Origin of the sequence: Streptomyces sp. NPDC050997 (assembly GCF_040660135.1) — a bacterium.
In the GTDB taxonomy this organism is placed as follows: domain Bacteria; phylum Actinomycetota; class Actinomycetes; order Streptomycetales; family Streptomycetaceae; genus Streptomyces.
In genome coordinates this window covers 45526-70032 of the sequence record NZ_JBFAGK010000007.1, presented here as the reverse complement: position 1 = coordinate 70032, position 24507 = coordinate 45526, and the positions used below count along the sequence as shown (strand labels likewise).

Genomic DNA, 24507 nt, shown 5'->3' with positions numbered 1-24507 from the left:
TTGGTTGCGCGTTCCACCACCCCCGGTAGGGTGAGCGACGTCGTGACCACCGCAGAGCATCCCTCCGCCCGCCCCGCGCTCGCTACCCTGCGCGAGGCCCGCGAGCAGTTCCTGATGGGGCGCCGACTGCCGGACGAGGTGCCGGAGGATGTCGTCGCCGCGTGGCGGCGCGCCCGGTTCTTCGGCGTGCGGCACGACGTGCGGGATCCGGTACCGCGGCATGCCGTACGACCGCACGAGTCCCCTCTGCTGGCCGCGGCCCGGTCCGCGCTCGAACGGATCGCCCCGGCCCTCGACACCGGGCGGGCGTCGCTCGTACTCACCGACGAGCGACTGCGGGTGCTGTGGGCGACCGGGTTCGCGCCGGTCGACCTGCGTCGCCTGGACCTCTCCGAGCAGGTGGTCGGCCACAACAGCGCGGCCCGCGCCCTGCGCACCGGCCACCGCGCCGAGGTGCACGGCCCCGAGCACTTCCTCGATCTGTGGCAGGACCTCTCCGCGGTCAGCGTGCCGGTGCGGGCGCCGGAGACCGGGCAGACCCTGGGCACGGTGACGGTGGCCTCCAGGCTGTGCGCCGAGTGCGGGCCGCATCCCGGGGCCCCGCTCGCCGAGGCCGCGGCGATCGCCGTGGAGGCGGAGCTCCTCGCGGGGTCACGGGCGGCGGAGCGGGTGCTGCTGGACGCGTATCTGCGGGCCGCGGGTGAGCACGGGCGCGCCGTCGTGGCCCTCGACGGACGCAACCGGCTCGTCAGCGAGGCCGCGGGGCGGCTGCTGTCACCGGAGGGGTTGGAGGAGCTGGAGCGGCGGACGGTCGACCTGCTGCGGAACGCGGACCGCTGGGCGCGACCGGGGTCGGGGGCGGCCACCGGTGCGACCGTGGGGCATCGCGGTCCCGCCACCGGTGCGCCCACGGGAGCTTGCGATCCCACCACCGGTCCAGCCACGGGGCCTTGCGATCCCACCACCGGTCCAGCCACGGGGCCTCACGATCCATCAGCCGGTGCGCCCACGGCGCCGTGCGATTCCACAATCGGCACACCCGCCAGACCCTGCGAACCCACCACCGGTCCCGAGCCGATGGCCGGCCCGGTGCCTTCGGCCTCGTGCCGTGTCCCGCTCCCGAACGGCACCGGAGGTTTCGCGATCGTCACCCCCGTGCCGCACCTCGGTTCGGTCGTCGGTGCGGTGGCCGTGCTGGAGCCGGCGGGGCGAACGGTCGCGCCGTCGGACGGGCCGGTGGTCGTGGGACTCGTCGGACGATCGGTGCCCTGGCGGCACGCGGCCGGCCGGGCGACGGAGCTGGCCCGGTCCCCCGAGCCCCTGTTGCTGGTCGGCGAGCGCGGCACCGGGAAGACCTCACTCGCCCGGGAACTGGTCGCGAACCCGTCGGTCACGGACGCCGCGGAAGCCGAAATACGCTCCGCACTCGGCGAGTTGACGGACGGCCGCCCCCTTCTGATCCGTCATGTCGAGCGCCTCACCCAGCCCGACACGGCAGCCCTCAACTCGCTGCTCGAAGCGCGACCAGGCGCACCCCTGCTGGTCACCTACACCCCCGGGCCACCTCCCGGACCTTGCCTCCAACGGCTCCTGGACACCCTCGCCCCCCGCTCGGTCACCCTGCCCGCACTGCGCGAACGAACGCAGGACATCCGGGAGTTGCTCCCGGCCCTGACTCCTCCGCCCGTGCCGGGGCGCCCCCCGCTCACCTGGACCCTGGAGGCGCTGCGCGCCCTGGAACAGCACCCGTGGCCCGGCAATGTCACCGAACTCTCCGGCGTTGTACGGGCGTTGGCCGAGACCCGACGCACGACGGGCCCGGTTCGGCGCGCCGAACTGCCGGACCCCGTGCGGGAGGGACCCGCGACCCGGCGCCTCAGCCCGATGGAACACGCCGAGCGCGCCGCCATCCTGGAGGCCCTGCAGCGCCACGGCGGCAACAAGGCGCGGACGGCGGCGGCACTGGGTATCGCCCGCGCCACCCTGTACCGGAAGCTGCGCGGTTATCGGGGTCATCAGGGCTGAGCTGCGTATCTGCCGCTTGACCGTTTCGACGCGGCGGACACGGCTCCGCGAGGCCCACCGGGCTCGTGTTCACCGCAGGTCGGCCTGCGCGGGGCTGTCGTCGAGGAAGCCTCCCGACTGGTGCTGCCAGAGCTTCGCGTAGGCGCCGTCCGAGGCGAGCAGCTCCTTGTGTGTGCCCTGCTCGACGATCCGTCCGCGGTCGAGGACGACAAGTCGGTCCATGCCGGCGACCGTGCTCAGTCGGTGGGCCACCACCAGCGCCGTCCGCCCCGCCATGAGCCGCCACAGCGCCTCCTGGACGAGGATCTCGCTCTCGGAGTCCAGGGCGCTGGTCGCCTCGTCGAGCAGCAGGATCGGCGCGTCGCGCAGGATCGCCCGGGCCAGTGCGACCCGCTGGCGCTGCCCGCCGGACAGCTTGATCCCGCGTTCGCCCACCATGGTGTCGAAGCCGTCGGGCAGCGCCTCGGCGAACTCCGTGACGTGTGCCGCCTCGGCAGCGCGGCGGATCTCCGCGTCGGTGGCGTCCGGCCGGGCGAACGCGATGTTCTCCCGCAGTGTGCGGTGGAACATGGCCGGGTCCTGTGGCACGTAGGCGATCAGGCTGCGCAGGTCTGCCTGGCGCAGCCTGCTGATGTCCTGGCCCCCGATCAGGATCCGGCCCGCGTCGATGTCCGTCATCCGCAGCAGCAGTCGGCTGAGCGTGGTCTTGCCCCCGCCGGACCGGCCGACGAGACCGATTCTCGCCCCGCTGGGCACCATCAGGTCGAGCCCCTCGAAGAGCGGCTCCGCTCCCGCGTGGGCGAACCCCACCCGGTCGAAGCGGACGTCGGCGGCCCGGGACCCGAGCGGCTCCGGCGACGCCGGGTCGAGCACGGTCGGCGGCGTCAGCAGCAGCTCGGTGAACTGCGCGGCCTCCGTCATCGAGCTTTCCAGCCGACGGTAGATCTGGTTGAACTCGAACATGATCCGCGTGGCGTTGGTGTAGTACGTGAAGGCCACCACGACCGCCTCCACGCCCAGCCTGCCCCCACCGAGCGCGACCGCGAGCAGCAGGCCCAGCACGTTGGTCAGCACGGACATCGGCGCGACCAGCGTGTCGATGCGCAGGTTGCCGTAGTCCCACGACCTCAGCGTGAGCCGCCGTGACGCCGCGACCCGGGACCGGTGCTCCGCGGCCTCGCGTTCCTCGGCGGCGAACGCGCGGACGGTGTCCATGTTCATCAGGCTGTCGGCGACATGGCCCGACACCCGGGCGATCGCCTCCTCGCGCCGGTCGACGAGCGCCTGGCGGCGACGGATCAGGGGCACCACGCACAGTGCCGTCAGCGCGATCATCGTGAGCAGCCCGGCCACGAGCAGCGGTTCGTAGCGCCACAGCACCACCGACCCGAACGCCAGCGGCACGAAGCTGCCCACGACCTGGAACGTCAGGGTGTCGACGAAGTCCTCGAAGCGGGAGGCGAAGCTCAGGACCCGCTTGGTCAGCGACCCGGCGAAGTTGTCGTGGAAGAACGCGGCGTCCTTGGCGAACAGTTCGTCCATGCCGATCACGTACAGGTGCTCGATGCCGAGGGCGTCAAGTCGGTTCAGACAGTGCAGGCCGATGCGCCACAGCGTCTCCGCGAACAGCAGGACACCGGCGAAGCCGAGGACGTAGGGCAGCGTCGCGCCGACGGCGATACCGGGGTCGTCGGCGATACGGCCGACCAGCTTCGCGACGATCAGCGGCGCGATGTAGTTGAGTCCGATGTTGCCCAGCGCGCACAGCAGCATCGCGGGCACCGTCAGCCATCGGAGCCGGGCCAACTCCCGTCCGTAGTAACGAAGTGCGAGGAGCACCGAGCCCCTGCCCCTGACCTTGGGGGCCTCGCGCGATTGTGACGATCCCATCCCCACCCCGTGGTGTCGTACAGCACCCCGCCACGTGCGTCGAAACCGCAGTGTCCTGCGACGGCGGCCACGGAGTCCACGCGTTTTTCTCAGCCACGGAGTGTGTCGACGTCCGGCTGGAACGCCCCCCGCGCAGTCGGCGTCGGTGTCGGTGTCGGCCTGCCCTACAGCGGGCGGCTCTGGATCTCGGTGCCTTCGAAGCCTCCTGGGGTCGTACCACCGGGTCAGGCCGAGGAGTCCGTCGCCGGCGGCGTGTTCCGTTGTTCGTGGGCCCCCGCGAGCAGGAGGTAGCCGGCGGCGGTCCAGGGGGCGTGCTCAGATGCACGGGGCGTGCTCAGATCGCGCACATCGTTCGCACAGCACCCCGTGTCAGGATCGGGCCATGTCTGGCACCTCCGGCCCCCGCCACGGCACGGTTCGCGTGCTGATCGTCGACGACGAGCCCGAGCTCACCGAGTTGTTGTCGGCGGCGGTGGCCGAGGCGGGGTGGCGGCCCTTCGCGGCGGCGGACGGCCGCGGCGCGCTGCGGATCGCGCGGGACTGTGCCCCGCATCTCGTCGTCCTCGACGGGATGCTGCCCGACGTGGACGGCGTCGACGTGCTGCGCAGGCTCAGGAGCGAGAACGCCGGGCTGCCCGTGCTGATGCTCACGGCCCGTGACGCGCTGGAGCACCGGATCGACGGGCTGTCGGCGGGCGCGGACGACTACGTGACCAAGCCGTTCTCGCTGGAGGAGGTCATGCTGCGGCTGCACGGTCTGCTGCGCCGCGTCGGTCACGACGACACCTGCGAGGACGAGCCGGTGCGTGTGCTGGGTGACCTCGTGCTGGCCGAGAAGACCCGCGAGGTGCGGCGGGGCGGAACGCCGATCCCGCTCACGGCCAAGGAGTTCGACCTGCTGAGCTTTCTCATGAGCCACCCCCACCAGGTGCTCAGCAAGTCCCAGATACTCGACCACGTCTGGAACGCCTCGTTCGACGGCGAGGGCAACCTCGTGGAGGTCTACGTCTACAGTCTGCGCTCGAAGATCGACAAAGGCCGGGCGCCGATGATCCACACCGTGCGGGGCGTCGGATACGTGATCAGGGCCGCGGACGACGGGGCATGACCGGACGCCGGCGCGGTGCGGTGCGGTGATGTCCCGTTCCGGTCTGGGACGGCGCTCGCTGCGGGTCCGCCTGGTGCTCTTCGTCTCCGTGGCCATGGTGATCGTGTGCGCGGCGATGGCGTTCACGACGGTGTTCGTCCAACGCGTCTATCTGCTCGGCGATCTGGACCAGCGCGTCACCGACGCCGCCGAGCGCAGCCAGGGCGGACTCCAGCGGCGCACGGGCGACGAGACGGATCTGGGCTTCCTCAACGAACGCGGACAACCGGCCGGAACGCTGGCGGCCCGTTTCAGTGCCGGCCGCGTCATCGCCGCCGAAGTGGTGACCGCGGACGGCCACCAGCGGGTCCTCACCGCCGCTCAGCGCGCCGCCCTCGACGGCATCACCACCGACGGCTCGCTGCACACCCGGAACGTCCCCGGCCTCGGCACCTACCGGGTGACCGCCCTCGGCGGCGACGGGGTCCCGGTACTGGTCGGCCTCCCCATGGGCGACGTACAGGGCATGATCGACGGTCTGGTCGTGATCGAGGCCGTGATCGCCGCCGTCGGCCTGGCCGCAGCCGCGGGCGCCGCGACGGTGGTGATACGGCGCCAACTGCGGCCCCTGGGCCGGGTGGCCGCCACCGCCGCGGAGGTCGCGCGCGTGCCGCTGGACCGCGGCGAGGTCGCCGGGCTCACCCGTGTGCCCGCCACGGACACCGACCCCGGCACCGAGACCGGACAGGTCGGGGTGGTGCTCAACCGCCTGATCGACCACGTCGAGTCCTCGCTCGCCGAACGCCAGCGCACCGAGGACCGCATGCGGCGCTTCCTCGCCGACGCCAGCCACGAACTGCGCACGCCGCTCGCCTCGATCGCGGGCTACGCCGAGATGATGAAGCGCGGCACCCGCAGGATCGAACCCGAGCTGGCCTGGCACCGCGTGGCCGCCCAGTCGGCACGCATGACCGGTCTCGTCGAGGACCTGCTGCTGCTCGCCCGCCTCGACGAGGGACGGCCCCTGAGGTCGGACGAGGTGAACCTGGCGACGCTGGTCGCCGAGGCGGTGTGGGACGCCCGGGCGGCGGGGAGCGGTCACCATTGGCAGCTTTCGCTGCGTGTCGACGACGGCCGGGCGGCCGTGGTCGGCGACCCGTCCCGGCTTCACCAGGTGGTGGCCAACCTGCTGTCCAACGCCCGTGTGCACACGCCCGTAGGCACGAAAATCACCGTCGCCGTCGAGGCCACGGACGCGTGGTGTGTCGTCCGCGTCTTGGACGACGGCCCCGGCATCCCGCCCGACCTTCTCCCCTCGGTCTTCGAGCGCTTCACCCGGGCCGACGCCTCCCGTTCGCGGGCCCCTGGCGAGGAGGGCGGTTCGGGCCTGGGCCTGGCCATCGCCGCGGCGATCACCGAGGCGCACCGAGGCCGCATCGACGTGGTGAGCGAGCCCGGGCGAACGGAGTTCTCGGTGACGCTCCCCTCGGCCGACGGCGGCGCCGGTCCGGCGCTCCGCCGCGGACTCTAAGCGTCTCCACAGGTTCCCAGGTCAGGTGAGTCGCTGAGGGCTGCCCGGACGTCCATCGCGCCCGCCGTGGGGTCCCCGTTTCAGCTCCGACTCAGTTGGCTCGCCCAAGGTGGGGGCCCGGCGCCCGTCCTGCGGGGACGTGCCCACAACGAAGGGAACCAACGACGATGACCGAGCTCGAGACCGGTGAGCCGACGGCCCAGGGGCCGCAGTCCGAGGCCGGCCGCCGTGCTCACGCGAGCCGCCGCAACTTCATGCGCAAGGTCTTCTTCGCCGGCGGCGCGACGGCCGTCGCCACCATGGGCGGCGCCGGGGCCTGGGCCGCGACGGCTGACGACAACACCGCCACCGCCGACGCCACGGCGAGCCCCACGCCGAGCGGTGCACCCAGCGGCGGCCCGGGCGGCCCCGGCGGCGGCGGCCCCGGCAACCAGTCGATCACCGAGGACTTCTTCGGCCTCACCACCGACGGCAAGCGGATCGACGACCTGTTCACGATCCACTCGACGGGCGTGACCACCGCACCGGTGATCTCGGCCGCGAACGCCTTCCTGGCCGGCCTCACCGACACCCAGAAGACCTCGACACAGTTCACGGTCCACTCCACCGAGTGGCGGCTGTGGAGCAACATCGACTCCTACGACCGCCAGGGCGTCTCCCTCGCAGATCTGAGTGACGATCAGAAAGCCCTGGGCACCGCCCTGTTGAAGGCCGCACTGAGCGCCGACGGCCTGGAGACCACCGAGAAGATCCGGAAGATCAACCAGGCGGCCGGCGAGGCGATCGGCAACACCACCGCCTTCAACGAGGACGCCTACTACTGGACGGTGATGGGCACCCCGTCCGCGACCGAGCCCTGGGGCTTCCAGTTCGACGGCCATCACCTGGTCGTCAACTACTTCGTCCTCGGCGACCAGGTCGTCATGAGCCCCTGCTTCTGGGGTTCGGAGCCGACCTCCATGGAGATCGACGGTGCGACGGTGACCGTCTGCCACGAGGAGGTCGTCGCGAGCCTCGCCTTCGTCAACTCCCTCACCGAAGCGCAGCAGAAGGTCGCGATCGAGTCCGCGACCAAGTCGAACGAGTCCATGAAGGCGGGCGCGTTCGCCGACAACGCCGTCCAGGCGTACACCGGCATCCGCGGCAACGCCCTGACGGGCACGCAGAAGACCAAGCTCCTCGGTATCGCGGAAGCCTTCGTCGGTCGCGCCAAGGCCGACGTGGCCAAGGTGCCGCTGGCCGAGATCCGCAAGCACATCGACGACACCTACGTCACCTGGGCCGGCGGCACCGGTGAGGACGACGCCTTCTATGTCCGGGTGCACAGCCCGGTGGTGTGGATCGAGGTCGACTGCCAGGCCCCTGGCCCGCTGCGCGGCGCCTACGGCGGCACCAGCGGCGTCCCCACCCAGATGCACGTCCACTCGATCGTGCGCACCCCCAACGGCAACGACTACGGAAAGGAGCTCCTCCGGCAGCACTACCTCACGTCGCCCCACCACCATTGACACGGACGACGTAACCACCGGTTGAACATCCCGTCATGGCGAGGGGCCGCATCCACCAGGGTGCGGCCCCTCTGCTTGGGGGGGTCCGCCACCTCTGTGCTTCTGGTCACACGCTCATCACCTTCTGTCATTTACTAGGACGTCCTACTATCTCTACAGCAAGAACTCCCCCGACCCGTCCGGGAAGGCCCCGATGAGCGACCTGCACCGTCCCGTGCATCCCGTCCGCCTGGTCACCGCGTCCGCCCTGTTCGACGGGCACGACGCGTCGATCAACATCATGCGGCGGATCTTCCAGTCCCAGGGCGCCGAGGTGATCCACCTGGGACACAACCGGTCGGTGCGGGAGGTCGTGGACGCGGCACTGGAGGAGGACGCACACGGCGTGGCGGTCTCGTCCTACCAGGGCGGACATGTCGAGTACTTCGAGTACCTGGTCGAGTCGCTGCGCGCGCGGGGAGCGGACCACGTCCGTGTGGTGGGCGGTGGCGGCGGCGTGATCGTTCCCGAGGAGATCGCCCGGCTGCGCGGGAGCGGGGTGACCATCTTCTCTCCCGAGGACGGTCAGCGGATGGGCCTGGCCGGGATGGTCAACTCGGTCGTGCGGGATTGCGACTTCGACCTGTGGGACGGCAAGCCTGCCGACGCCGCCGCCGTGCTGGCGGGCGACCGGTTCGCGATCGCCCGTGCCATCACCGGCGCGGAACTCGGCAAGCTGCCGACGGAGTTCCTGGAGCGGCTGAGGCCCGCTGCCCGGCCGGTTCCGGTACTCGGCATCACCGGCACCGGAGGGTCGGGGAAGTCGTCGCTGACCGACGAGTTGGTGCGCCGCTTCCGTGTGGACCAGCAGGACAAGCTACGGATCGCGGTGATCGCGGTCGACCCGACCCGGCGCCGTGGCGGCGGCGCGCTGCTCGGTGACCGGATCCGGATGAACTCCCTCGACGGAGGCCGGGTGTTCTTCCGGAGCCTGGCCACCCGTGGCAGTCGCGAGCTGCCCGAGCACCTGTCCGACGTGATCGACGTCGTGAAGGCCGCCGGATTCGACCTGGTGATCGTGGAGACGCCGGGCATCGGCCAGGGCGACGCGGCGATCGTGCCGTTCGTCGACACCTCGCTGTATGTGATGACGCCGGAGTTCGGTGCGGCCTCGCAGCTGGAGAAGATCGACATGCTCGACTTCGCCGACGTCGTGGCGATCAACAAGTTCGAGCGGCGCGGCGCCAAGGACGCGATGCGTGACGTGGGCCGCCAACTGGTCCGCAACCGTGAGGCGTTCGGCATGCGGCCGGAGGACATGCCGGTGTACGGCACTTCGGCGGCGACCTTCAACGACGACGGCGTCACCGCCCTGCACCAGCACCTGAAGACCGTGCTCGCCGAGAAGGGGCTGCCCTTGTCGGAGGGTGCGCTGGCGCCGGTCGACGTGCGTCACTCCTCCGGCATCCGGCAGGTGGTGCCGGCGGACCGGGTGCGCTACCTCGCCGAGATCACCGACACCGTCCGTGGCTACCACACAGCGACCGGTCAACTGGCCGAGGCGGCACGGCGGGTGCAACGCCTGGAGACGGTCAAGGGTGAGCTCGTCGACGCCGGCTCCGACGCCGGGAACGTGCGGTCGCTGCTCGACGACGCCCACAGGCAGCTCCCGCACGACATCGGCGAGCAGATCGCCGACTGGCCCGCCGTCATCGCCTCCTACTCCGGCGACGAGCAGATCGTGAAGATCCGCGACAAGGAGATCCGCACCAAGCTGACCCGCGAGTCCCTCTCCGGCAACAAGATCCCCCGCGTCGCACTGCCCCGCTTCACCGACCACGGGGAGCTCGTGAGCTTCTGGCGCCGGGAGAACCTGCCCGGCCGCTTCCCCTTCACCGCCGGGGTGTTCCCCTTCAAGCGCGACGGAGAGGACCCGGCGCGGATGTTCGCCGGCGAGGGCGACCCGTTCCGCACCAACCGGCGCTTCAAGCTGCTCTCCGAGGGCCAGCCGGCCACCCGGCTGTCCACCGCATTCGACTCGGTCACCCTCTACGGCCGTGACCCGGACGAACGCCCCGACATCTACGGCAAGGTCGGCACCTCCGGCGTCTCGGTGGCCACACTCGACGACATGAAGGCGCTCTACGACGGCTTCGACCTGGTCGCGCCGACGACCTCGGTCTCCATGACGATCAACGGGCCCGCGCCGACCATCCTGGCGTTCTTCCTCAACACCGCCGTCGACCAGCAGCACGAACGCTTCCGGGCCGTCGAGGGCCGTGACCCGTCACCGGAGGAGGCGGCCGAGCTGCGCGCACACGCGCTGGCGAACGTACGCGGCACGGTGCAGGCCGACATCCTCAAGGAGGACCAGGGGCAGAACACCTGCCTGTTCTCCACCGAGTTCAGCCTCCGGATGATGGCCGACATCCAGGAGTGGTTCATCGCCCACAAGGTCCGCAACTTCTACTCGGTGTCCATCTCCGGCTACCACATCGCCGAAGCCGGGGCGAACCCCATCAGCCAGCTCGCCTTCACCCTGGCCAACGGCTTCACCTACGTCGAGGCCTACCTCGCGCGGGGTATGCACATCGACGACTTCGCACCGAACCTGTCGTTCTTCTTCTCCAACGGCATGGACCCCGAGTACTCCGTCCTCGGCCGCGTCGCCCGACGTATCTGGGCCGTCGCGATGAAGGAGAAGTACGGAGCCAACGACCGTTCCCAGAAGCTGAAGTACCACGTCCAGACCTCCGGACGCTCCCTGCACGCCCAGGAGATGGACTTCAACGACATCCGCACCACTCTCCAGGCGCTCATCGCCATCTACGACAACTGCAACAGCCTGCACACCAACGCCTACGACGAGGCGGTCACCACCCCCACCGAGGACTCCGTCCGCCGAGCCCTGGCCATCCAGCTGATCATCAACCGGGAATGGGGCCTCGCGATGAACGAGAACCCCCTCCAGGGCTCCTTCGTCATCGACGAACTCACCGACCTGGTCGAGGAGTCCGTCCTCCAGGAGTTCGAGCGGATCAGCGAACGCGGCGGCGTGCTCGGCGCCATGGAGACCGGCTACCAACGCGGCCGCATCCAGGACGAGTCCATGCTCTACGAGCAGCGCAAGCACGACGGCACCCTGCCCCTCATCGGCGTCAACACCTTCCGCAACCCGCACGCGGACACCGCCGAGCCCGGCGCCATCGAACTCGCACGCGCCACCGAAGAGGAGAAGCAGTCCCAGCTGGAGCGCGTGCACACCTACCAGACCGGCCACCACGAGGCCGCCCACGCCGCTCTGGCCGCCCTCAAGGACGCGGCGATGGACGGCCGCAACGTCTTCGCCGTCCTCATGGACGCCGCCCGGGTCTGCTCGCTGCAGCAGATCACCGACGCCTTCTTCGAGGTCGGCGGCCAGTACCGCCGTAACGTCTGAACCAGCGGACAGGACAGCACACGGATCCGTCACCCGTCGTGAGGTCGTAAGGCCTGGTCACCGAGGCCCGCGGAGTTCGGGGCCCCGGCAGCACCTGCCACCGGTCAGACCGGACGGCGGGGCGAGCGCCCCATGCCCCGCCGCCCGCAGCGTCCCGGGCCGCCCCTCCCCCGCCCGCCGCTCGCCACCCGCAGCCGCAGCCGCAGCCGCAGCCGCCGCAGGAACCCGTGCCGGGAAGCGGCCCGCCGGGAACCCACGCTGCCCGTGCGCGGGATCTTGTGGTGATACCGGCACCCGGCCGGTGACGGCGGTGCCGCACTCGGCGTGCCGGGCGCGGCGCTGGAACGTCGGTCCCCTGGACTCGGCCGTGGCGGAAAACTGCGCCTCCAGGAGTGGCGGATTCCTGCTCGTCCTGTGCGGAACTCCGGCGAAATCTGCGCCGTAACACCGGCTGCCGATCCCCCGCACACACTCCTCGGTGTCAGTTCCTGCCGGGAGGTGAACAAGCCATGACGAAACCTGCCGGGCCCGCGAGCATCCGCACCGTATCCCGCGCGGATCACGCATCCGGCCCACGGTGCCGGGGCGCCGCGCGTCCTGGTCGTCGCGGTCATCACGGCACCGGCGGAACGGGCACTGATTCCGGCCCCGCCGCGATCGCGTCCACCGCTCGGTGTGCCGCCGTCACGGTCCGGGCCGGGCACGCGGACGGCCGCTGGGCGCCGCCCGGTTTCCGGCCACCGACCGAGGAGCTTTGGATGGCGGAGCGAACGGTCCTCTCCGGGGTGACGTTGATCGACGGCACAGGCCGTGCCCCACGGACGGACATGTCCGTGGTGATCGACGGCGCCACGATCACCGAAGTCGGCCCGGCGGAAAGGACGGTGACGACCCCTCAGGACCAGGTGTACGACCTGCCGGGGACGACGCTGCTGCCGGGGCTCATCGACTGCCATGTGCATCTGCGGTCCAACGCGGGCGCCCGGCCGCGCGACGTGCACCTGTGGAACATGCTGACCTCGGTCGAGGAACAGACCCTGCACGCGGCCGCCAACGCCCGTGAGGCGCTGCGGTCCGGTTTCACCACGGTCCGTGACACCGCGGGCTCGTTGCCCGAGGTGGCCGTCAAGCACGTGATGGACGAGCACGTCCTCGACGGGGCCCGGGTCGTCGCCTCGGGCCTGGTCGGCATGACCGCCGGGCACGGTGACATGTTCTGCCCGGCGACGCTCGACGAGAAGCGGATGTGGGCCCCCGCCGACGGCGCGGACGAATGCCGTAAACGCGTAAGGGAGTACGCCCGGATGGGCGTGGACCTGATCAAGATCTGCACCAGCGGCGGCACCCTCTCCATCGGCGACAAGACCGGGTGGCGCAATTACACGGCCGCCGAGATCGACGCGATCGTGGACGAGGCGCACGCCCTGGACCTGCGGGTGGCGGCGCACGCGCACACCCGGGCCGGGATCGAGGCGGCTCTGTGCGCCGGGGTCGACACCCTTGAGCACGGTTCCGAACTCGACGACGACCTCATCGAGCTGATGCTGGAACAGGGCACCTTTCTCTGCCCGACCCTGACGCTCAGCGAGTTCATGGCCGAGCACGGGCAGCGGCGCGGGCTGTCCGCCGAGCATCTGGACAAGGCGGAACGGCTGCGCGAGCTCCGGCTCGCCTCCGTACGCCGGGCCCATCAGGCCGGGGTACGGGTGATCGCGGGCAGCGACTCCTCCAACACCCTGCGGTTCGGCTCCCACGCCCGGGAGCTGGAGCTGCTGCACGAGCAGGTCGGCATGACCCCGATGCAGGCCCTGGTGGCGGCGACCTCGGCGGCCGCGGACGCCCTCGGTCTCGGCGACCGGACAGGAACCGTCGCCCCGGGGATGTACGCGGACCTGCTGCTCGTGGACGGCGATCCGCTCGCCGATCTGGGCCTGCTCGGGGACCGGCGGCGGCTGCGCGCGGTACTGCGCGAGGGCCGGGTCTTTGACCCCAACGCGGCCACGTCCGTACCCCCGGGCCTGGCCGCGAGGCGCCGGTCCGCGGAGACCGGGCACCATCCGCGCCGCACGTCGACACCGGCCACCACGGGATAGGGAGACGACCAGTGCTGCGTTATCTGTTGATCCGGACCGCCCGGGCGCTCGCCGTCGTGCTGTGCCTGAGCGCCGTCGTGTTCCTGCTCGCGCATCTGATCCCCGGCGATCCGGCGACCCTGATCGCCGGCGAGAACTCCACGCCCGAGCTGCGCGCCCAGATCACCCGGGAGCTGGGACTCGACCAGCCCGTGTGGTCGCAGTACCTCAGCTGGCTCGGGCACGCCGTCCGCGGCGACCTCGGCCAGTCCCTGCTCGACGGGCAGAGCGTCGCCGCGCAGGTCGCCGACCGGCTCCCGGTGAGCCTGGAACTCTCCGTCTACGCCGCGGTGATCGCGGCCGTGTGGGGCGTCCCGGCGGGCATCTGGTCCGCCATGCACCAGGGCCGGGCGGTCGACCGGTTGGTCAACGGCACCGCGTTCCTGGGGCTCGCGTTCCCGCCGTTCGTCGTCGGCACGGTCATGGTCCTGCTGGTGAGCAGGCTGACACCGGGCTGGCCGCTGTTCTCCTTCGTGCCGTTCGACCAGGACCCGCTGCTGAACCTCCAGGATCTGCTGCTGCCCGCGGTGGCGCTGGGCATCCCGTTCGGCGCCACGCTCTGCCGCTACATGCGGGCCGCCGTCCTCGACGTGGCGGGCCAGGACTTCATGCGGACCGCGGCGGCGAAGGGCGCCGGGCGACGGCGCCTGATGCTGCGGCACGCCCTGCGCAACGCGCTGGTACCCGTGGTCACCGCGGGCGGCCTTCAGCTCGGGGTGCTGGTCGGCGGCACCGTCATCGTCGAGCAGGTCTTCGCCCTCCCCGGGCTCGGCTCGCTGATCGTCAACTCCATCACCCAGCACGACTTCACGGTGGTCCAGGGGGCGGTCCTCGCACTGGGCGCCTCCTATGTGGTGATCAACCTGGTGACCGACCTGCTCTACCCGCTCATCGACCCCCGGATCCGGACGACAGGAGCACGTCGTGACGGCTGACACCGCACTGCCCGACGCGACCGCGACAGCGACAGGGACAGCGACCGCCAGGACCGCCCGGCGACGGCCGTTCCGAGGCTGGAACCCGACCCTCACCACGGGTGTCTGCCTGCTCGGCGGCCTGGTGCTGACCTCCCTGCTCGTCAGCGGCTTCGGCCCCTACTCCGCCGAGGACGTCAGCGACGCCCTGCTCGGCGGCTCCACGGGCAGCCACTGGCTGGGCACCGACAACCTCGGCCGCGACCTGTTCACCAGGACCTTCGTCGCCGCGCTGCACTCCCTCCTGGTCGCCTTCGGAGCCACCACGCTCGCCGCGCTGATCGGCGTGCCCATCGGACTGCTCGCGGGCTACAGCGGCCGGCGGGTGGACGGTGTGCTGATGGCGGTGATGGACATCGCGATGTCCATCCCCTCGGTGCTGCTCGCGCTGGTGCTGGTCTCCGTGTTCCCGCCGGGCACGGTGGTGCTCATCGTGGGCATGGGGCTGATCTTCGTACCGTACTTCGCGCGGATCGTCCGCGCTCCGGCGCTGACCGTGCGCGAACGCGACTTCGTCTCGGCGGCCCGGATCGCCGGGGTGCGCTCGCCGGTGATCATCGGCCGCCATGTGCTGCCGAACGTGCTGTCCTCCGCGCTCGTCCAGTACGCCAACACGGCGGCCACCTGCGTGCTGGTGGAGGCGTCACTGAGCTATCTGGGCCTCGGCATCCAGCCGCCGACACCGAGCTGGGGCCGAATGATCTTCGAGGGGCAGCGCTACATGGCGCACGACCCGCTGCTCGTGATCGTCCCCGGGATCACGCTCGCCGTGGCCACGGCCGCCTTCGGCCTGATCTCCGACGGCCTGCAGGAACGGATCGACCCGCGCGGCACCCGCCGTACGCCCTGATCTGCCCCCATCCCGCTTCCGGCATCTCCCTTCCGGTTCTCTCTTCCCCCCTTCCCCCCCACCTCCTGGCACCCCTCCTCGCTCACCCAACCCTCAGGCACAGGCGGTCAGATCATGAACCATGGGTACACCCGCAGAACCACCCTCGCGATCGGCGGCAGCACGGTGGCCGCAGCCCTCCTCTCGGGGTGTGGCGGCACGGCGACGACGGCCGGCAAGAGCAACGGCAAGCCCGTCAGCGGTGGTTCCCTCACCATCGGCCTCGACGCCGAGCCGACCACGGGCTTCGACCCGCAGGTGGCGCAGGCGTACAACGACCAGCAGATCGTCTCCCAGTTCTACGAGGGTCTACTGAGCCTCGACCACAAGGGCCAGGTCCAGCCCGGCCTGGCCAAGAGCTACAAGCAGGTCGACGCCACCACCCACCGCTTCACTCTCCGCGACGGTGTGACCTTCCACGACGGCAGCGAACTCACCACCGACGACGTCATCTTCAGCCTGGAACGGCTGATGGACCCCGCCATCAGGTCGCCGTTCACCCAGCAGTACAAGATCAAGAAGGTCACCGCGGTGGACGCCACCACCGTGGAGGTCAAGCTCAGCGCCCCGCAGCCGTCGCTCCACCACTTCCTGGCCCGCCCCTGGAGCGGCGCCATCATGAGCAAGAAGTGGACGACGGCCCGCACCGAGGACCAGATCAAGACCGCGGAGAACGGCACCGGGCCCTTCAAGCTCAAGAAGTGGACCAAGGGCGTCTCCATCCAGCTCGCCGCCCACACCGGCTACTGGCAGAAGCCGAAGCCCTATCTCTCCTCCGTCACCTACCGGCTCATCCCCGACGAGACCTCGCGGGTGGCGTCCCTGCGCTCGGGCGCCGTACAGCTGATGGCCTTCCGCGACCTGCGACTCGTGGACGACCTCAAGAAGACAGCCGGAGTCACCGAGGCCAACGGGCCCCTCGTCTCCAGCATCTGGATCAACATGAACACGCTGAGCGGGCCGCTCGCCGACAAGCGGGTGCGGGAGGCGTTCAACCTCGCCGTCGACCGCGAGGCGCTGGTCAAGACCCTCGGTGGCGGCAACTCGGCGACCCTCGGCTATGTCATCCCGCCCCAGGACCCGTACGGCACCACCCCGACCTCCGCCGACACCGTGTACGTGCAGAACCAGGCCAAGGCCAAGGAACTGCTCAGGGCCGCCGGCCAGACCAAGGTCAGCCTCGAACTGATCGCGCCCAGCGACCCGGCCTACGGCCCCGACATCTCCGCCATGGAGCTGATGAAGGCCCAGCTGGCCCAGGTCGGCATCACCCTCGAACTCAAGCTGATCCCGTTCGCGACGGTCGTCCCGCGGGTACTGTCCGGCGACTACAGCAACATGATCATGATGACGAGCGTGCTCAACGCCGACCCCAGCCAGTACCTCAGCCTGTGGTTCGCCAAGGGCAGCCCGGCCACCAAGGTCAAGGACCAGCACCTGTGGGACCAGATGGCGGCCGCGGCCGGCGAGAGCGACGACAGCAAGCGGGTCACCCTCTACCACCAGCTCGCCCAGTACATCGCCGACCAGTGCTATCTGCTGGTGCCGTACGCCAAGGCGGTGCGCGGCGAGGCCTGGACCGACAAGGTGGGCGGCTACCGTCCGGACGCCACGGCCACCCGTCTCGAACTCAAGAACACCTGGCTGGCGTCGTGACAGCCGGTGCACCGACCGTCGCGCCGGCCGCCACCGCGGCCGGCGCGGGCGGCCGGGTCCTCGACGTCCGCGAGCTGCGCATCGGCTTCGGCGGCTCGGAGGTCGTCTCCGGCGTGGACCTGCACGTCGAACGCGGCGAAGTGGTCGGCCTGATCGGCGAGAGCGGCTGCGGGAAGTCCAGCGTCGCCCTCGCCGCCATGGGCCTGCTCGGTCCCGGCTCCTCGGTCGGCGCCGACCGGCTGGAGGCCTGCGGCACCGACCTGCTGAGCAGCGGCCCCCGCGACCTCGAAAGCCTGCGCGGCAACCGGGTGGCCATGGTCTTCCAGGAGCCCATGACCTCCCTCAACCCGTGCATGCGGATCGGCGCCCAGGTGGCCGAGGTGCTGCGGATCCACGGCCGGGCGAACCGGCAGGAGGCCCGCGACCGGGCCGTGGAGCTGCTGCGCGCGGTGGAGATCCCCTCACCGGAGCGCAGGGCACGGCAGTTCCCGCACGAACTCTCCGGCGGTATGCGGCAGCGCGTCGTCATCGCCATCGCGATGGCGGGCGCCCCGCAGCTGCTGCTGGCCGACGAACCGACGACCGCGCTGGACGTCACCGTGCAGGCCGAGATCCTGCAACTACTGCGCTCGCTGCAACAGGAGCACGGCATGGGCATGCTGCTCATCTCGCACGACCTCGGCGTCATCAGCGCCATGTGCGACCGGGTGCGGGTGATGTACGCCGGGCAGGTCGTCGAGTCCGGGACGACCGGCCAGGTGCTGACCGCACCCCGGCACCCGTACACCCGGGCGCTGCTCGCGGCGGTGCCGCGGATGCGGGACGGCGACGGCGCCCGGCTCACCGCGATCCGCGGCCAGCTCACGGACGACGACCGCCGCCGCCCCGGCTGCCGCTTCGCGTCCCGCTGCCCGAGCGTCGCCGACGCCTGTGCCGCCCCGCAGCCGCTGCGCGACGCCCGCGACGGGCGGACGTCCCGCTGCTGGCGCGAGACGGAGGAAGAGATGGCCACGAAGACGCCGGAGACGCCGGAGACGCCGGAGACAAGGGGCGAGAGTGATGAATGAGACGCCGCTCCACCTGGTGACAGACGACGAGCCGCTGCTGGAACTCGCGGGTGTCGGGCACACCTTCGGGCACGGACCGGGCCGTACGGGTGTCCGCGCCGTGGACGACGTCTCGCTCACCCTGGGCCGCGGCGAGACCGTGGGCCTGGTCGGCGAGTCCGGCTGCGGCAAGAGCACCCTCGGCCGGATCGCGACCCGGCTGTACCGGCCCACCCGGGGGACCGTGCGCTTCGAGGGCCGGGACATGACCCACCGCCCGGACGGCACGGATCTGAAGGCCTTCCGCCGCTCGGTGCAGATGGTGTTCCAGGACCCCAACAGCTCGCTCAACCCCCGGCTGCCCGTCGGCGCGAGCATCGAGGAGCCGTTGCGGGTACGGCGGGTGCCGCGCGCCGACCGGCGGGCCCGGCTGGCGCGGGTGCTGGAGGAGGTCGGCCTGGACGGCACGGCCGCCGTCCGCTACCCGCACGAGTTCTCCGGCGGCCAGCGCCAACGCCTCGCGCTCGCCCGTGCGTTGGCCCCTCAGCCGTCCGTGATCGTCCTCGACGAGCCGACCTCCGCGCTGGACGTCTCCATCCAGGCGCAGATCCTCAACCTCCTCCAGAACATCCAGCAACAGGACCGCATCGCCTACCTGTTCATCTCGCACAACCTCGGTGTGGTCCGCCATCTCAGCAGCCGGGTCGCGGTGATGTACCTCGGCTCGATCGTCGAACTCGCCCCGTCCCAGCGGCTGTTCGCGGCACCGCAGCACCCGTACTCGCGGGCGCTGCTGTCCTCGGTCCTGGAACCCGGCGACGGTCCCGGCACCGGCGGGCGGATCGAGCTGAAGGGCGAGCTGCCGTCACCGACGGACGTTCCGTCCGGCTGCCCCTTCTCCTCCCGCTGCTGGCTGGCCGACGACCGCTGCCGTACCGAGCGGCCCGCGCTCACCGAACAGGCCCCCGGCCATCTGACGGCCTGTCACAAGCCGGGCGAGGCCGGGTGATCCGACGGCGTCGCCCGCAGCAGCGCCGACACGAAGCCCGGGGTGTTGTCGCCCGCCATGTGGTGGCCCGCGTCCGGAACCTCGAGGACCGGGATGCCGGCCTGCCGGACCGCGTCCTCGTCCGGGTACGGGCGGCTGCGGACGCCGACGATCAGGACGCGCGGCTGCGTCAGGCCGTGGAACAGCTGCGCCACCCCCGGAGCCGTCCCCCGCACCAGGCTGACGGCGCTGCGGTGCACGATCGCCGGGTCCGCCGTCCGCATGCGGGCCGCGTACTCGGGTTCCAGTTCGGCCAGCAGGGCGCGGAAGCCGTGGTCGACGAAGTCCCGCTCCGGCTGGGCGGCGATGCCGCTGCTGTAGAGCCCGCCGCCCGCCCGCAGGTTGGGCTCGGCCACGACGACCCGTGAGCACAACTCCGGGCGCCGGGCGGCCAGTACGATCGCCACGGCGCCGCCCATCGAGTGCCCGACGAGCACCGCGCCGCGGACCGCGCCATGGTCGAGGACGGCCGCGACCGTGTCGGCATGCGCCTCCAGCGTGCCCGGAAAGGTCTCCGGGCGGTCGCTGAAGCCGTGCCCGAACAGATCGACGACGATCGCCCGCCGGCCGGCCAGGCCCGGATGCACGGCGATCCCGGTGAAGTCGGCGGAACCGGCGGACCCCAGCCCGTGCAGGTACACGTGCGGAGCGCCCTCGCCCGGGATGTCGGTCCAGCGCACATGAGCGTCGGCCGAGGGGACGTACAGGGATCGCATCACAGCTCCAGCACGCCGGCGTAAGGGGAGACCACAGCCTCCAGCGATTCCGTCGCCTCCTGCGGATGCCGCAGCGGGACGACCCCCACGCAGTGGCCGTCCCGGTCCAGCAGCCGCCCCATGTGCTTGACCGTGCTCAGGACCACCGAACGGTCGTCGATCCTGAGCCGCGGCAGCCGCCGCGAGAGATGGACCTCGAAGGTGTGCACATCGGCGAGCGTGCGCAGCCAGACGTCGATCACCAGGTTGTGCGGTCCGGTGGTGATCGCGCAGGACCGGACCTCCCGTACGCCGGACAGGACCCGGCTGGTCTCCTCCAGGTACTGGGCGGGTACGGACGCGAAGTAGACGGCGGACAGCGGCCACCCGGACAGCGGCCGGGCCAGGTCGCAGCGCAGGCTCACCCGGGAGGCGAGCAGCGACTGAAGCCGGCGGCGCACCGTGGTGAGACCGCCGCCGGTGGCCTCCGCCAGGTCGCAGATCGACATCCGGCCGTCCGTGCTGAGCAGTGCCAGCAGCTGCGCGTCCAGCGGATCCCAGGCCGGTGCGGTGCTCGCCCGCGCGTCCGGCGGGACGTCCGCGAGGCGGCTTTCCTCCAGCCGGGCGCACTGCGCGTCGTCCAGTTCGCGCAGCCGCCAGCGGCTGCCCTCGGTGGGCACGCCGGTCGAGACATGTGTCCGGGTCGCCCGGACCCCCGGCGTCCGCTGGAAGAGCAGGGTGGTGAGGTTGGCGAGTTCGTTCAGGTCGGTGGCCTGCACGGTGGCCAGGAGATCGCGGCCGCCCGCGGTGAGTTTGACGTTCGCCGCCGAGTGCTCCGCGGCCAGCGCGTGGGCCACCTCCTGCGCCCGGCCGGGCTCGGTGTCGACCTCGACGATGCCGGTCACCACGATGCGGTGGTCGGACAGTCGGGGATAGGCGGTCACCCAGGCCAGGCCCGCGTCCCGCAGCCGCCGCCAACGCCGGGCGGCCGTCACCGGGTTGACCGCGAGAACGTCCCCCACCAGCGTCCACGGGGCCCGCGGACGGACCTGGAGCGCGTGTACGACACGGAGGTCCAGCTCATCGAGCTCTTCCGCGGCGGAATCCTGCGCTTTCTGGGACGGCGTATTCCTGCGTGTGTCCGTGGAATCCCCACGCGAAGCTGCACCGCGACACGGGGCGTTCTCGTTCATTCCAGACTCCAATTCGCCTGTTCCTGATATCGAGGAGTGCTGCGATCTCCATGACCGAAGCCACGACGCACAAGATCCTCAGGACCTCGCTGCGGATCGTGAACGCCCGCCTCGCCGACGGCACCGGCGCCCTTCCGGTGGACGACGCCGTCGTCGTCGCGGACTCGGCGGGAGTCCTCACCTACGCGGGCCCCGCGGCCCTGGCCCCACCGGCCACCGGCGACGCCCCGTCGGTGCGCGTCATCGACGCCGGCGGCCGTACGGTGCTCCCCGGCTTCTTCGACTGCCACACCCACCTGGCGTACGCGCACGGCTCGCCGCCCGGCCGCCGCGCGGAACTCGACCCGGTCCTGGTCGCCTACGACACCGCCACCCGGCTGCGGCAGACCCTCGACGCGGGCATCACCACCGCCCGCGACCTGGGCGGCCTGTCCACCGGCTACCGCACCGCCGTCGAGAGCGGCCGCATCCCCGGCCCCCGGCTGCACACGGCCGTCCGGATCATCAGCCACACCGGCGGCCACGCCGACTTCCGGCTGCCCGACGGCACCGACCTCACCGGCGGCGAGATGGCCGAACTCGCCGACAGCGTGGACGAGTCGCGGCTCGCCGTGCGCAGAACGCTGCGCGCGGGCGCGGACCTGATCAAGATCTGCGCCACCGGCGGCATGGCCAGCCCCTACGACCAGCCCGAGGACGAGGGCCTGCTGGAGGAGGAGATCCGGGCCGTCGTGGACGAGTGCCGGCGCCACGGCGGCAAGCCGGTCGCCGCGCACGCCCAGGGCACGGCGGGCATCATCAACGCCATCCGCGGCGGGGTCACCAGCATCGAGCACGGCTACGGCCTGGACGCCCAGGCGCTGGAGATGGCGGGCGAACGGGGCGTCTTCATCGTGCCGACGCTGTCGACGGTCTACGCCGGGATCGACAGGAACACGATGCCGGAGCACCACTACCGGAAGAAGGTCCGCTGGTCGGGCGTCACCAAGGAGAACATCGGCCGCGCGATCGAGCAGGGCGCCCGGATCGCGCTCGGCACCGACGCCGCGGTCTGCCCGCACGGCCGGAACCTGGAAGAACTCGGCCACCTCGTGGCCCTCGGCATGGACCCCATGGCCGCGATCGTCGCGGGCACCCGAACCTCGGCCGAACTCCTGGGCCTGGCCGACCGCCTGGGCACGCTCACGGCGGGCAAGACCGCCGACCTGGTCCTGTGCGACGGCGACCCGCTCGCGGACATCGGCGTGCTCGGCGATCCCGCCAACATCGTGTGCGTGATCCAGGACGGCGTCGTACGCAAGGATCTCCTGCCCATGACGGAACCGACCGGAACGACCGGAACGACCGGAACGGAGGCCCGCTGAGTCCTTCCACTCCGACCGATAGTCACTCATGCCGGGAGCATAGGGACGACCCGAGTGCCGCTGAACGGCTCTGGTCCGTTGAGCGAGACACCCCGCCGCCGAACCGCGGCCCGCGACTCGGCGGTGAACCCGTCAGCCCTCCGGCCGTCGTCGCACCCAAGGCCGAGCCGGCCGCGGACGCGGCAGCGGGGCCGCGCCGTACGGCTCCCGACTGCCTGTCATTCCTCGCGTCGAGACCCCCGCGCGACCTGTACTCGGCCCGTGAGATCTCGGCGTCGGGTTCGGCGGCCGGCGGCCAGGCCGAGGCAGGACACCCGCAGTCGCGAAGGCGTGCGGCTAGCGGGCGATCCCGCCGCCTCCCATATAGAGGTCCAGCTTCCCGGTGCGCTCGAAACTGTCGCCGTACAGCCGGGTGACGCCGCCGGTCGACAGCCCCCGGTCCGTGCCGGGCAGCAGCCATGCGGAGCTGCGAGTCCTGTCGTCGCCCGGCGCGGCCACCGTCAGGTCGGCCCGGTGGTCGCCGTCCATGTCGACGAGGCGCACCGACATACCGAACGTGGCCCGCGCGCTCTTCTTGCCGCCGATGTCGCCCGCATCGATGACCTTGGCTCCCCCACCGGTCAGGCCGTTCGGACCGCCCAGCAGGAGCAGCACCTGTTCCGGGCCCGTCTTCGCGTACTCCTCGCTCCGGGGTGAGCCGGCCACCACGTCCGCGTAGCCGTCACCGTTGACGTCACCGGTGTCCAGGGAGGTGAAGGCGGCGTCCTCGTGCTGGGGTTCCTCGCCGGGTACCCCCGGGGTGTCGCGGTCGATGGTCGTCGGCCGTTTCCCCTTCCCCGGCCCGGCCTCGGAGCCGTACACGACGGTCACCGAGCTATGGCTCGCCTTGCCGCGCCGGGGACTGAGCACGAGGTCCGCGACGCCGTCGCCGTCCACGTCGCCGACCTCCGCTGCCGCCGCGTCGGGGAGGTCGATGTCATCTGGTTGGGCGAGGCCGTCGCGGCGGAAGTGGAAGTAACTGACCGGCCAGCGCTCCTCGAACTTGGCTGTGCCGAGGGACTTGTCGTGGTGGAAGGCCATCAACTCGTCGGCACCGTCACCGTCCAGGTCCCCGGCGACGAGGCCGCGGTAGTTCGCGGTGTCGATGTCTTTCGCGGGCCGGCGCGGTGCGGACACCGGGCCGGTGCCCGCCGGGGTGCCGTCGCGTTCGAAGGGACCCCTGAGCAGGCCCTTGTCGGAACCGAGCCCGAAGACCAGATCGGCATGCCTGTCCCCGTCGAAGTCGCCGGCGACGAGTTGCTCCTCCAGGATCGGGTCCAGCGCCCAGGAGACGTGGCTGCCGTCCGTCCCCGGCACCCGGACGGCACTCTTCAGCCCGTCCGGGGAACCCCACATGATGATCACGCTCGGTTTCCAGTCGAAGACGGCGGTGGCGAGGTCGGTGTACCCGTCCCCGTCGAAGTCGCGGGCCACCACATCGGTCCCGAAGAACGCCTCGTCCCGGCCCTCCCCCGGTATCCCGGCGTCGTTCTGCGTGAGGTACTGGCAGCGGGCGATACCGGTCCCTTCGCCCGATCCGTACGCCACCGCGATGCTGCCGCCGCCGCTGCCGTTCTCCACGTCGCCCAGTGCTCCCATGGCCAGGTCGGGGTGGCCGTCACCGTCGAAGTCAGGGGCGGGCGCGGTACCGGCCGGTGCCTGGGTGCCCTTCGCCGGGGCGCCGGAGGGCGCGGTGCCGTGAGCCGCGGTGTGGCAGGTGCGGGGTGCGGCGATGGCCTCGGGCCCGGACTGATCCAGAACCACTCCGACCGCGACGACGACCGTGAGGACAGCCGCACCGCCCGCGATCACCCACCGGCGTTTGCCGCCCCGTTTCCGCACAGTTCCCTGCTCATCATGTTCGACGTCCATGTGATCAAGCACGTCTCGACGGTACCCAGCGGTTTCGGACACCCGGTTGCGAAAGGATCACCGACCCCTTGGAGGGGCGGCCGGGCAAGACCGCCCCTGCCCCGGCAGCACCGCGAAGGTTGCGTCCGCGTACTCCTTGT

The 24507-nt window shown here is 71.3% G+C and carries 16 protein-coding genes; 12 read left to right on the top strand and 4 right to left on the bottom strand.

Annotated features, from left to right (window positions below; translation table 11 throughout):
• The first annotated feature begins 114 nt into the window (after nt 1-114).
• Nucleotides 115-2025 carry a helix-turn-helix domain-containing protein gene (locus tag AB0H86_RS17825; protein ID WP_362439667.1) on the top strand — a complete coding sequence of 637 codons (1911 nt, stop codon included), beginning with the start codon at nt 115-117 and terminating at the stop codon, nt 2023-2025.
• 69 nt (nt 2026-2094) lie between these two features.
• Here the strand turns inward: AB0H86_RS17825 and AB0H86_RS17820 are convergent, their stop codons facing one another.
• The gene (locus AB0H86_RS17820; RefSeq protein ID WP_362438771.1) at nt 2095-3915 is read right to left on the bottom strand and encodes an ABC transporter ATP-binding protein; all 1821 of its coding nucleotides are present in this window, start codon (nt 3913-3915) and stop codon (nt 2095-2097) included.
• Between the two features lie 382 nt (nt 3916-4297).
• Between AB0H86_RS17820 and AB0H86_RS17815 the strand changes: the two genes are divergently transcribed.
• The 10 genes from AB0H86_RS17815 to AB0H86_RS17770 all read left to right on the top strand — a co-directional run bounded on the left by AB0H86_RS17815 (nt 4298) and on the right by AB0H86_RS17770 (nt 19165).
• Complete coding sequence (locus AB0H86_RS17815; protein ID WP_362438768.1) at nt 4298-5023, top strand: response regulator transcription factor; 726 nt, start codon at nt 4298-4300, stop codon at nt 5021-5023.
• 28 nt (nt 5024-5051) lie between these two features.
• Nucleotides 5052-6533, top strand: a complete 1482-nt coding sequence (locus tag AB0H86_RS17810; RefSeq protein WP_362438765.1) for an ATP-binding protein — start codon at nt 5052-5054, stop codon at nt 6531-6533.
• A 167-nt stretch (nt 6534-6700) separates the two neighbouring features.
• A complete protein-coding gene (locus AB0H86_RS17805) occupies nt 6701-8041 on the top strand; it encodes a DUF3500 domain-containing protein (protein ID WP_362438762.1) in 1341 nt (446 codons plus the stop codon).
• Nucleotides 8042-8234: 193 nt separating this feature from the next.
• Nucleotides 8235-11459, top strand: a complete 3225-nt coding sequence (icmF, locus tag AB0H86_RS17800) for a fused isobutyryl-CoA mutase/GTPase IcmF (protein ID WP_362438759.1) — start codon at nt 8235-8237, stop codon at nt 11457-11459.
• 758 nt (nt 11460-12217) lie between these two features.
• Nucleotides 12218-13552, top strand: a complete 1335-nt coding sequence (locus AB0H86_RS17795; RefSeq protein WP_362438756.1) for an amidohydrolase family protein — start codon at nt 12218-12220, stop codon at nt 13550-13552.
• An 11-nt stretch (nt 13553-13563) separates the two neighbouring features.
• Nucleotides 13564-14526 (top strand): ABC transporter permease, encoded by a 963-nt coding sequence (locus AB0H86_RS17790; protein WP_362438753.1) that lies wholly within the window; start codon nt 13564-13566, stop codon nt 14524-14526.
• Nucleotides 14516-15415 (top strand): ABC transporter permease, encoded by a 900-nt coding sequence (locus tag AB0H86_RS17785; RefSeq protein WP_362438750.1) that lies wholly within the window; start codon nt 14516-14518, stop codon nt 15413-15415. Before AB0H86_RS17790 ends, AB0H86_RS17785 begins: the two co-directional genes overlap by 11 nt.
• A 114-nt stretch (nt 15416-15529) precedes the next feature.
• A complete protein-coding gene (locus AB0H86_RS17780; RefSeq protein WP_362438747.1) occupies nt 15530-17110 on the top strand; it encodes an ABC transporter substrate-binding protein in 1581 nt (526 codons plus the stop codon).
• Nucleotides 17107-18177, top strand: a complete 1071-nt coding sequence (locus tag AB0H86_RS17775) for an ABC transporter ATP-binding protein (protein ID WP_362438744.1) — start codon at nt 17107-17109, stop codon at nt 18175-18177. Before AB0H86_RS17780 ends, AB0H86_RS17775 begins: the two co-directional genes overlap by 4 nt.
• Nucleotides 18170-19165: an ABC transporter ATP-binding protein gene (locus AB0H86_RS17770; protein ID WP_362438741.1), complete on the top strand. Its 996-nt coding sequence runs from the start codon at nt 18170-18172 to the stop codon at nt 19163-19165. The genes AB0H86_RS17775 and AB0H86_RS17770 overlap by 8 nt, the downstream gene beginning before the upstream one ends.
• Here the strand turns inward: AB0H86_RS17770 and AB0H86_RS17765 are convergent.
• Both AB0H86_RS17765 and AB0H86_RS17760 read right to left on the bottom strand, forming a co-directional pair.
• Nucleotides 19141-19920 carry an alpha/beta fold hydrolase gene (locus AB0H86_RS17765; protein WP_362438738.1) on the bottom strand — a complete coding sequence of 260 codons (780 nt, stop codon included), beginning with the start codon at nt 19918-19920 and terminating at the stop codon, nt 19141-19143. The genes AB0H86_RS17770 and AB0H86_RS17765 overlap by 25 nt on opposite strands.
• Nucleotides 19920-21092 (bottom strand): Lrp/AsnC family transcriptional regulator, encoded by a 1173-nt coding sequence (locus AB0H86_RS17760; protein ID WP_362438735.1) that lies wholly within the window; start codon nt 21090-21092, stop codon nt 19920-19922. Before AB0H86_RS17760 ends, AB0H86_RS17765 begins: the two co-directional genes overlap by 1 nt.
• A gap of 50 nt (nt 21093-21142) precedes the next feature.
• On the opposite strand from AB0H86_RS17760, the gene AB0H86_RS17755 reads away from it, so the two are divergent.
• Nucleotides 21143-22456 carry an amidohydrolase family protein gene (locus AB0H86_RS17755; protein WP_362438732.1) on the top strand — a complete coding sequence of 438 codons (1314 nt, stop codon included), beginning with the start codon at nt 21143-21145 and terminating at the stop codon, nt 22454-22456.
• A gap of 336 nt (nt 22457-22792) precedes the next feature.
• Here the strand turns inward: AB0H86_RS17755 and AB0H86_RS17750 are convergent, their stop codons facing one another.
• On the bottom strand, nt 22793-24379 hold the full coding sequence (locus AB0H86_RS17750; RefSeq protein WP_362438729.1) for an FG-GAP and VCBS repeat-containing protein: 1587 nt from the start codon (nt 24377-24379) through the stop codon (nt 22793-22795).
• Nucleotides 24380-24507: the final 128 nt, after the last annotated feature.

What these genes read in the sequence shown, in the direction of transcription:
- AB0H86_RS17825 (WP_362439667.1), top strand. Translation starts at nt 115, where the DNA reads ATGGGGCGCCGACTGCCGGACGAGGTGCCGGAGGATGTCGTCGCCGCG.
- AB0H86_RS17820 (WP_362438771.1), bottom strand. Translation starts at nt 3,915, where the DNA reads ATGGGATCGTCACAATCGCGCGAGGCCCCCAAGGTCAGGGGCAGGGGC.
- AB0H86_RS17815 (WP_362438768.1), top strand. Translation starts at nt 4,298, where the DNA reads ATGTCTGGCACCTCCGGCCCCCGCCACGGCACGGTTCGCGTGCTGATC.
- AB0H86_RS17810 (WP_362438765.1), top strand. Translation starts at nt 5,052, where the DNA reads ATGTCCCGTTCCGGTCTGGGACGGCGCTCGCTGCGGGTCCGCCTGGTG.
- AB0H86_RS17805 (WP_362438762.1), top strand. Translation starts at nt 6,701, where the DNA reads ATGACCGAGCTCGAGACCGGTGAGCCGACGGCCCAGGGGCCGCAGTCC.
- icmF (WP_362438759.1), top strand. Translation starts at nt 8,235, where the DNA reads ATGAGCGACCTGCACCGTCCCGTGCATCCCGTCCGCCTGGTCACCGCG.
- AB0H86_RS17795 (WP_362438756.1), top strand. Translation starts at nt 12,218, where the DNA reads ATGGCGGAGCGAACGGTCCTCTCCGGGGTGACGTTGATCGACGGCACA.
- AB0H86_RS17780 (WP_362438747.1), top strand. Translation starts at nt 15,530, where the DNA reads ATGAACCATGGGTACACCCGCAGAACCACCCTCGCGATCGGCGGCAGC.
- AB0H86_RS17770 (WP_362438741.1), top strand. Translation starts at nt 18,170, where the DNA reads ATGAATGAGACGCCGCTCCACCTGGTGACAGACGACGAGCCGCTGCTG.
- AB0H86_RS17765 (WP_362438738.1), bottom strand. Translation starts at nt 19,920, where the DNA reads ATGCGATCCCTGTACGTCCCCTCGGCCGACGCTCATGTGCGCTGGACC.
- AB0H86_RS17760 (WP_362438735.1), bottom strand. Translation starts at nt 21,092, where the DNA reads ATGAACGAGAACGCCCCGTGTCGCGGTGCAGCTTCGCGTGGGGATTCC.
- AB0H86_RS17755 (WP_362438732.1), top strand. Translation starts at nt 21,143, where the DNA reads ATGACCGAAGCCACGACGCACAAGATCCTCAGGACCTCGCTGCGGATC.